Origin of the sequence: Streptosporangium sp. NPDC023963 (assembly GCF_040639135.1) — a bacterium.
Classification (GTDB): Bacteria; Actinomycetota; Actinomycetes; order Streptosporangiales; family Streptosporangiaceae; genus Streptosporangium.
Genome location: NZ_JBEZZK010000002.1, coordinates 934,084 through 940,467, shown reverse-complemented (window position 1 = coordinate 940,467; position 6,384 = coordinate 934,084). Strand labels below are relative to the sequence as shown.

Sequence of the window (6,384 nt, the reverse complement as noted above, 5' to 3'; positions counted from 1 at the left end):
CGGAGGCTCCGGCGCGGGATCGGGCCTGGGCGGCTCGGGACGCGGCTCCTCGGCTCTCGGAGGCTCCGGCGCGGGATCGGGCCTGGGCGGCTCGGGACGCGGCTCCTCGGCCCTGGGAGGCTCCGGCGCGGGATCGGGCCTGGGCGGCTCGGGACGCGGCTCCTCGGCTCTCGGAGGCTCCGGCGCGGGATCGGGCCTGGGCGGCTCGGGGCGCGGTTCCTCGGCCCTGGGAGGCTCCGGTGTGGGATCGGGCTTGGGATCGGGCCTGGGAACCTCGCGCGGCGCGGTGTCCGTCGGCTTGCCGCTCTCCTTGGACGTCTCCCCCTCCCGCGGGGAGGTCTCGTCGGCTTTCGACCCCGTTTCCGTCTTCCGGTCGTCGGCTCCGGACGCCTCGGGTTTCGGCGTCTCCTTCCGATCGTCGCGATCGTCGCGCGGGGAGGTCTCGTCACCCTTCGAACCCGCCTCGGGCTTGGCCTCGTCGGTCTTCGGGGTGTCGGGCTTGGCGGAGTCCTTGGGATCGTCACGCTGCGTGCTCTCGGCCGACTGGTCGCCGACGCGGGGTTTGTCGTCCCCTCCGACGGCCGGCTTGAGGTCCTCCGCCTTCGGGGTGTCGGGCTTCGCACCGTTCTGAGAACCGGTCTCCGGCTTGGCGCCGTTCTGGGAGTCCGTCTGCGGCTTCGCCCCCTCGCCCTGGGAGCCCGTCTCGGGCTTCGGGTCCCCGGCCTTCGGCTCGGCGGGGGGCGCCGTCGCGTTCTGGCTGACCTTCTTCTCCAGTAACGTCACGCGGGCGGAGACGTCGCGGACCATCACGTCGCACGCGTCGGCGATCTGGACGGGCCGGTGGGTCGACTGCGAGGACAGGCCGGCCCCGCTCATCATCTGCGAGACCTTGCCCTCGACGTTCCGCATCTGCTCGGCGGCCCGCTGCACCTCGGACAACAGGTCGCGGACCAGCTTGGGGTCCATTCCTTCGAACTTGCCCATGGACGTCTCCCAGGAAGTGTCGGCCCACTTCAAGGTACCGGGGAGACAGCCCGGCGTCACGGTGATAATCAGATGGCATGGAACACGGCATATGCCGTGGATGCGCTGGTCAGTTGTCGGGCTCCGGGCCCGTGTCCGTCGCGACGTAGCCGATCACACCGCGCAGCTTCTCCACGCTGATCGCCCCGCGCCGCAGCAGCCTGGGCACCGCGGTGGTCAGGTCGAGGATCGTCGAGGGGATGTCGCTCTCGCACGGCCCCGCGTCGAGATAGACCGACACGGAGTCGCCGAGCTGCTTCTCCGCGTCGGCGGCGGTGGTGGCGGCCGGGGCGCCGGAGCGGTTGGCGCTGGAGACGGCCAGCGGGCCCGTCTCCTTGAGCAGGTCGAGGGCGACCGCGTGCAGCGGCATCCGGATGGCGACGGTGCCCTTGGCGTCACCGAGATCCCACGACAGCGACCGGTTCGCGCGGCAGATCAGCGTGAGCGGGCCCGGCCAGAAGGCGTCGACGAGATCCTGGCCGTACGGGCCGAGGTTCTCCACCAGGGCGTTGGCGGCCCGGACGGTCCCGACCAGCACGGGCACCGGCATGTCACGGCCGCGCCCCTTGGCCGCCAGCAGGGCGGTGACCGCGGCGGGCGTGAAGGCGTCGGCGCCGATACCGTAGACGGTGTCGGTCGGGAGCACCACGAGCTCCCCCCGCTGGAAGGCGGAGGCGGCCTCGAGCAGGCCGGTGGCTCGCTGCTCGGCATCCATACAGTCATAACGTCGGCTCACGGCGTGCATCCTATTCCTGGCCGAATCGAGCGGTGACGAAGCGGTCCCTGCGCGTCAGATCCTGGCGGCTGCGCACGTCGCGCCAGCCGTTCTCCTCGGAGAAGATCAGATAGACCGGAGTGCCCTGCTGGTCGGCGTGCTCCACGGCGACGAACCCCCCGGGGCGGAGCAGCCTCCTGGCGGTCCGCTCGACCGCCCTGACCTCGTCGAGGCCGTCGCTGCCCGATCCGTACAGCGCGCGGTGCGGGTCGTAGTCGCGGACCTCGGGGTCGCGGGGGATCGCGCCCGGCGGGATGTAGGGCGGGTTGGAGATCACCAGGTCGACCTGGCCGTCCAGCTCGGACAGGGCGTCGGCCAGATCCTCCGGGTGCAGGTGGACGCGGCCCTGGCCGTGCTCGATGATGTTGCGCTTGGCCCAGGTGTAGGCGCCGGGGTCGACCTCGACCGCGTGCACGGTGGCCAGCGCGACCTCCTGGGCGATCGACAGCGCGATGGCGGCCGAGCCCGTCCCGAGATCCACGACCACCGGCGAGGCGACGTCCATCTCCCGCAACCGGTCGATCGCCCAGCCCGCCACGACCTCGGTCTCCGGGCGCGGTACGAACACGCCGGGCCCGACCTCCAGGGACAGGTAGCGGAAGTAGGCCCGCCCGGTGATGTGCTGGAGCGGCTCGCGGGACTCCCTGCGGGCGACGCCCTCCCAGAACAGGGCGTCGAAGTCGGAGTCCTTCACCGTGTGCAGCTCGCTGCGGCGCACGCCGTGCACACACGCGGCGATCTCCTCGGCGTCGGTGCGCGGCGACGGCACACCTGCCTCGGCGAGCCGGGCGGTGGCGAGGGCGATCTCGTCCAGCAGAAAGGTCATGGGCGCGTTCTATGAATGGGCGAGCTACGAATGGGCGGCGAGCTTCTCCGCCATCTCGGCGTCGAGCAGGGACTGGATGACGGCCGAGAGGTCTCCGTCGAGCACCTGGTCGAGGTTGTAGGCCTTGAAACCGACGCGGTGATCGGAGATGCGGTTCTCGGGGAAGTTGTAGGTGCGGATGCGCTCGGAGCGGTCGACCGTACGGATCTGGGACTTGCGCTCGGCCATGGCGGCGGCGTTGGCCTCCTCCTCGGCGATCGCCTGCAGGCGGGCCCGCAGGATGCGCATGGCCGACTCCTTGTTCTGGAGCTGGCTCTTCTCGTTCTGGCAGGAGGCGACGACACCCGTCGGGACGTGCGTGATCCGCACGGCCGAGTCGGTGGTGTTGACGCTCTGGCCACCGGGGCCGCTGGAGCGGTAGACGTCGATGCGCAGGTCGTTCGGGTCGATCTGGACGTCGACATCCTCGGCCTCCGGGTAGACGAGCACCCCGGCGGCACTGGTGTGGATGCGCCCCTGCGACTCGGTGACCGGGACCCGCTGGACGCGGTGCACGCCGCCCTCGAACTTGAGCCTCGACCAGACGCCCTCGTCGCCCCTGGCCTTCAGGGCGATCGTGACGTCCTTGTAACCGCCGAGGTCGGAGTGGGTGGCGTCGATCAGTTCGGTCTTCCAGCCGATCCGCTCGGCGTACCGCAGATACATCCGCAGGAGGTCTCCGGCGAACAGGGCGGACTCCTCGCCGCCCTCGCCCGCCTTGATCTCCATGATGATGTCCTTGTCATCGTTGGGATCGCGCGGGACGAGCAGATGCCTGAGCTTCTCCTCCAGCTCGGGGATCCGGGCCTCCAGCTCCTTGGCCTCCTCGGCGAACCCCTCGTCCTCCGAGGCCAGCTCCCGCGCCGTGCCGAGGTCGGACTGGACGCCCTCGAGCTCGCGGTAGGTGGCGACGATCGGGGTCAGCTCGGCGTAGCGCCTGCCGAAGGTGCGCGCCTGCTTCTGGTCGGCGTGCACGGAGGGGTCGGCGAGCTTGAGTTCCAGCTCGGCGTACTCACTGAGCAGCTCGTCGAGATTCACCGTGCGTCCTTCCTTGAAAGCCCTTGTCAGCCTGCCTCATCACCACGAACGCCGACCCGGGCACCCCCGCAGGGGGGTTCTCCGAGCCGGCGCCGGGATGAGAGCTACTGGCCCGCGGGCTTCTTGCCGAAGCGCTTCTCGAAGCGCGCCACCCGGCCGCCGGTGTCCAGGATCTTCTGCTTGCCCGTGTAGAAGGGGTGGCAGGCGGAGCACACGTCGGCGTGGATCACGCCGTTCTTGGCGGTGCTGCGGGTGGTGAAGGAGTTACCACAGGTGCAGGTCACCTGAGTCTCGTTGTACTCCGGGTGAATATCGGGCTTCATATCGCCTTTTCCTCTCCAAAACGCGGTCGCCGGGTCGCCACTGTCTCTCGCCTGTGGGGCTTGCGCGCTGAGCACACCGAGGTGCGCGCGGGCGGGAACCGGAACCGCTACGGTTCGGCTACCAGTGTGCCAGATCCTCCAACCATCCCAGGCCACAAGACATTCCCCCGCCCCGGTGACCCGCGTCCCGGGAACGGACACGGCGTGCTCACGGCCCCTGGCGGGCGCGATATCCGTGAGGAAACCGGAACCCCGGACCCCACGGCGAAACCAGGGGCTCCAGGCCCTCACCTTCCCAGGTACGCGAGCACGGCGAGGACCCGGCGGTGATCGTCGGCGGCGGGCTCCAGCCCGAGTTTGCCGAAGATGCTGGAGATGTGCTTCTCCACGGCGCCCTCGGTGACGAGCATCCGCCCGGCGACCGCGGTGTTGGAGCGTCCCTCCGCCATCAGGGCCAGGACCTCGCTCTCCCTGGCGGTCAGGGAGTCCAGGGGGTCACCCTTGCGCTGGCGGCTCAGGAGCTGTCCGATCACCTCGGGGTCGATGACCGTCCCCCCGGCCGCCACCCGGCGTACGGCGTCGAGGAACTCGGCCACGTCCGCTATCCGCTCCTTGAGCAGGTAGCCGACCGCCGCGGCGCCGCCGCCCAGGAGCTCCGTGGCGTACTGCTCCTCGACGTACTGCGACAGGACGAGGATCGGCAGCCCCGGCCGCCGGGCCCTGGCCTCCAGAGCGGCGCGCAGCCCCTCGTCGGTGTGGGTCGGCGGCATCCGCACGTCGACGACGGCCAGGTCCGGATCGTGCTCGTCGACCACCGTCACCAGGCCGGGGCCGTCGCCCGCCACCCCGACGGTCTCGATGCCCCCGTCGGCCAGCAGCCTGGCCAGCCCTTCGCGCAACAGCACCGAGTCCTCGGCGATCACCACCCGCATGGGTCTCACGTTCTCACCATTCGCAGGGCAACTCCGCCCTGATCATCGTGGGGCCGCCCAGCGGGCTGTCGACGGTCAGGGTGCCGTCGATGGTCGCGGCCCGGTCGGCCAGCCCGGCGAGGCCGCTGCCCGGCCGCGGCACGGCGGCGCCGACCCCGTTGTCGTACACCTCGACGATCACCCGCTGCTCCCGGCGGCTCACCCGGATGAACGCCTCGGTGGCCTCGGAGTGCTTGGCGAGGTTGCTCAGGCACTCGGCCACGACGAAGTACGCGATGCTCTCCACCGCGGGCGGGGGCCGGTGGGAGACCTCCACCGACAGGTCCACCCGTACGGGCGCGCGGGCGGCGAGCGACGACAGGGCCGCGCTCAGCCCCCTGTCGGTGAGGATCGCCGGGTAGATGCCCCTGGCGAGGTCGCGCAACTCGGCGATGGCGGCCTTGGTACCCCGGTGTGCCTGGGCCAGGAGCTCCCTGGCCGCGTCGGGGTCGGAGTCCAGCTTGGCCTGGGCCCGGCCCAGGTCCATGGCCACGGACAGCAGCCGCTGCTGGGCGCCGTCGTGCAGGTCCCGCTCGATCCGGCGCCGCTCGGCCTCGGCCGCGTCCACCCCGCGGGCCCGGCTGGCCCGCAGGTGGGCGGCGCGGGCGGCCAGCCGGTTCTTCTCGCTCGTCCCCAGCAGGGCGACGCCGAGCAGGCCGTGCAGCCATGCCATGCCCCGGGTCGCGTAGAGGGCGGCGAGCAGGAAGCCGACCCCGATCAGCGTGCACAGCAACGCTTTCGGCACGCTGTCGATCGGCAACTCGTCGATGGGCGTCATCGGCTGCCCGGCCAGCAGCAGGGGCAGTGGCGCGACCGTCAGGCTCAGCCCGAGGATCCACAGGACCGCCGTGACGGTGAACTCCGCGATCCCGATCGGCAGCAGCAGCAGGAGATAGAGCAGGTCCTTCCAGGTGGCGGGGTCGACGAACATGTCCTTCCAGCGCAGGAACAGGTTGTCGCCCTCGGAGGGCCGGTACGGGCTGGGGATGTCGACGCCGAAGGCCAGCCGCAGGAACCGGCGCTCCAGTATCGCCGCGCCCCGCCAGGCCAGCATGGTCAGGGCGAGCAGCGGCAGCCCGACCCACACGAGCACCATCACCAGGGAGGCCGGGATCACGGACGCGAGGAACGCGAAGCAGGCGAGGCCGTAGAACATGCTGACCAGCAGGTAGGGGACGGCCCGCCAGGTCATCGGGTCGACGAGCATGCCCAGGGGGCCGTTCGGACCGAGCGGCACGCGCCGCTTGAGCGGCGTCCTGACCACGGTCGTGCTCGCCAGCGTCTCGGCCGTCATGCGCCTCCCTCGTCCCCGGTCAGCCCGTCGTCGCCGTCCGTGTCCCGGCCGTCCCGCCGTCCCTCGCGCGCCGGGCGTCTCCGCGCGCCTTCCGC

6 protein-coding genes and 1 pseudogene are annotated in these 6,384 nt (G+C 71.2%); all 7 read right to left on the bottom strand.

The genetic code is table 11. From position 1 onward, the window contains the following. Positions 1-984 (bottom strand): annotated as a pseudogene (locus AB0F88_RS10055) (hypothetical protein); the annotation flags it as partial. Positions 985-1,093: 109 nt separating this feature from the next. Continuing rightward, the gene (locus AB0F88_RS10050; protein WP_362679886.1) at positions 1,094-1,759 is read right to left on the bottom strand and encodes an L-threonylcarbamoyladenylate synthase; all 666 of its coding nucleotides are present in this window, start codon (positions 1,757-1,759) and stop codon (positions 1,094-1,096) included. Between the two features lie 10 nt (positions 1,760-1,769). Further along, on the bottom strand, positions 1,770-2,624 hold the full coding sequence (gene prmC / locus AB0F88_RS10045) for a peptide chain release factor N(5)-glutamine methyltransferase (protein WP_362679883.1): 855 nt from the start codon (positions 2,622-2,624) through the stop codon (positions 1,770-1,772). A gap of 24 nt (positions 2,625-2,648) precedes the next feature. Continuing rightward, positions 2,649-3,701 (bottom strand): peptide chain release factor 1, encoded by a 1,053-nt coding sequence (gene prfA, locus AB0F88_RS10040; protein ID WP_344744662.1) that lies wholly within the window; start codon positions 3,699-3,701, stop codon positions 2,649-2,651. Between the two features lie 104 nt (positions 3,702-3,805). Further along, entirely contained in the window at positions 3,806-4,024 is a 219-nt protein-coding gene (gene rpmE / locus AB0F88_RS10035; RefSeq protein ID WP_362679879.1) for a 50S ribosomal protein L31, read from the bottom strand. Between the two features lie 287 nt (positions 4,025-4,311). Then, a complete protein-coding gene (locus AB0F88_RS10030) occupies positions 4,312-4,956 on the bottom strand; it encodes a response regulator transcription factor (protein ID WP_362680624.1) in 645 nt (214 codons plus the stop codon). A gap of 13 nt (positions 4,957-4,969) precedes the next feature. After that, entirely contained in the window at positions 4,970-6,289 is a 1,320-nt protein-coding gene (locus AB0F88_RS10025; RefSeq protein ID WP_362679876.1) for a sensor domain-containing protein, read from the bottom strand. Positions 6,290-6,384: the final 95 nt, after the last annotated feature.

What these genes read in the sequence shown, in the direction of transcription:
- prmC (WP_362679883.1), bottom strand. Translation starts at nt 2,624, where the DNA reads ATGACCTTTCTGCTGGACGAGATCGCCCTCGCCACCGCCCGGCTCGCC.
- rpmE (WP_362679879.1), bottom strand. Translation starts at nt 4,024, where the DNA reads ATGAAGCCCGATATTCACCCGGAGTACAACGAGACTCAGGTGACCTGC.
- AB0F88_RS10030 (WP_362680624.1), bottom strand. Translation starts at nt 4,956, where the DNA reads ATGCGGGTGGTGATCGCCGAGGACTCGGTGCTGTTGCGCGAAGGGCTG.
- AB0F88_RS10025 (WP_362679876.1), bottom strand. Translation starts at nt 6,289, where the DNA reads ATGACGGCCGAGACGCTGGCGAGCACGACCGTGGTCAGGACGCCGCTC.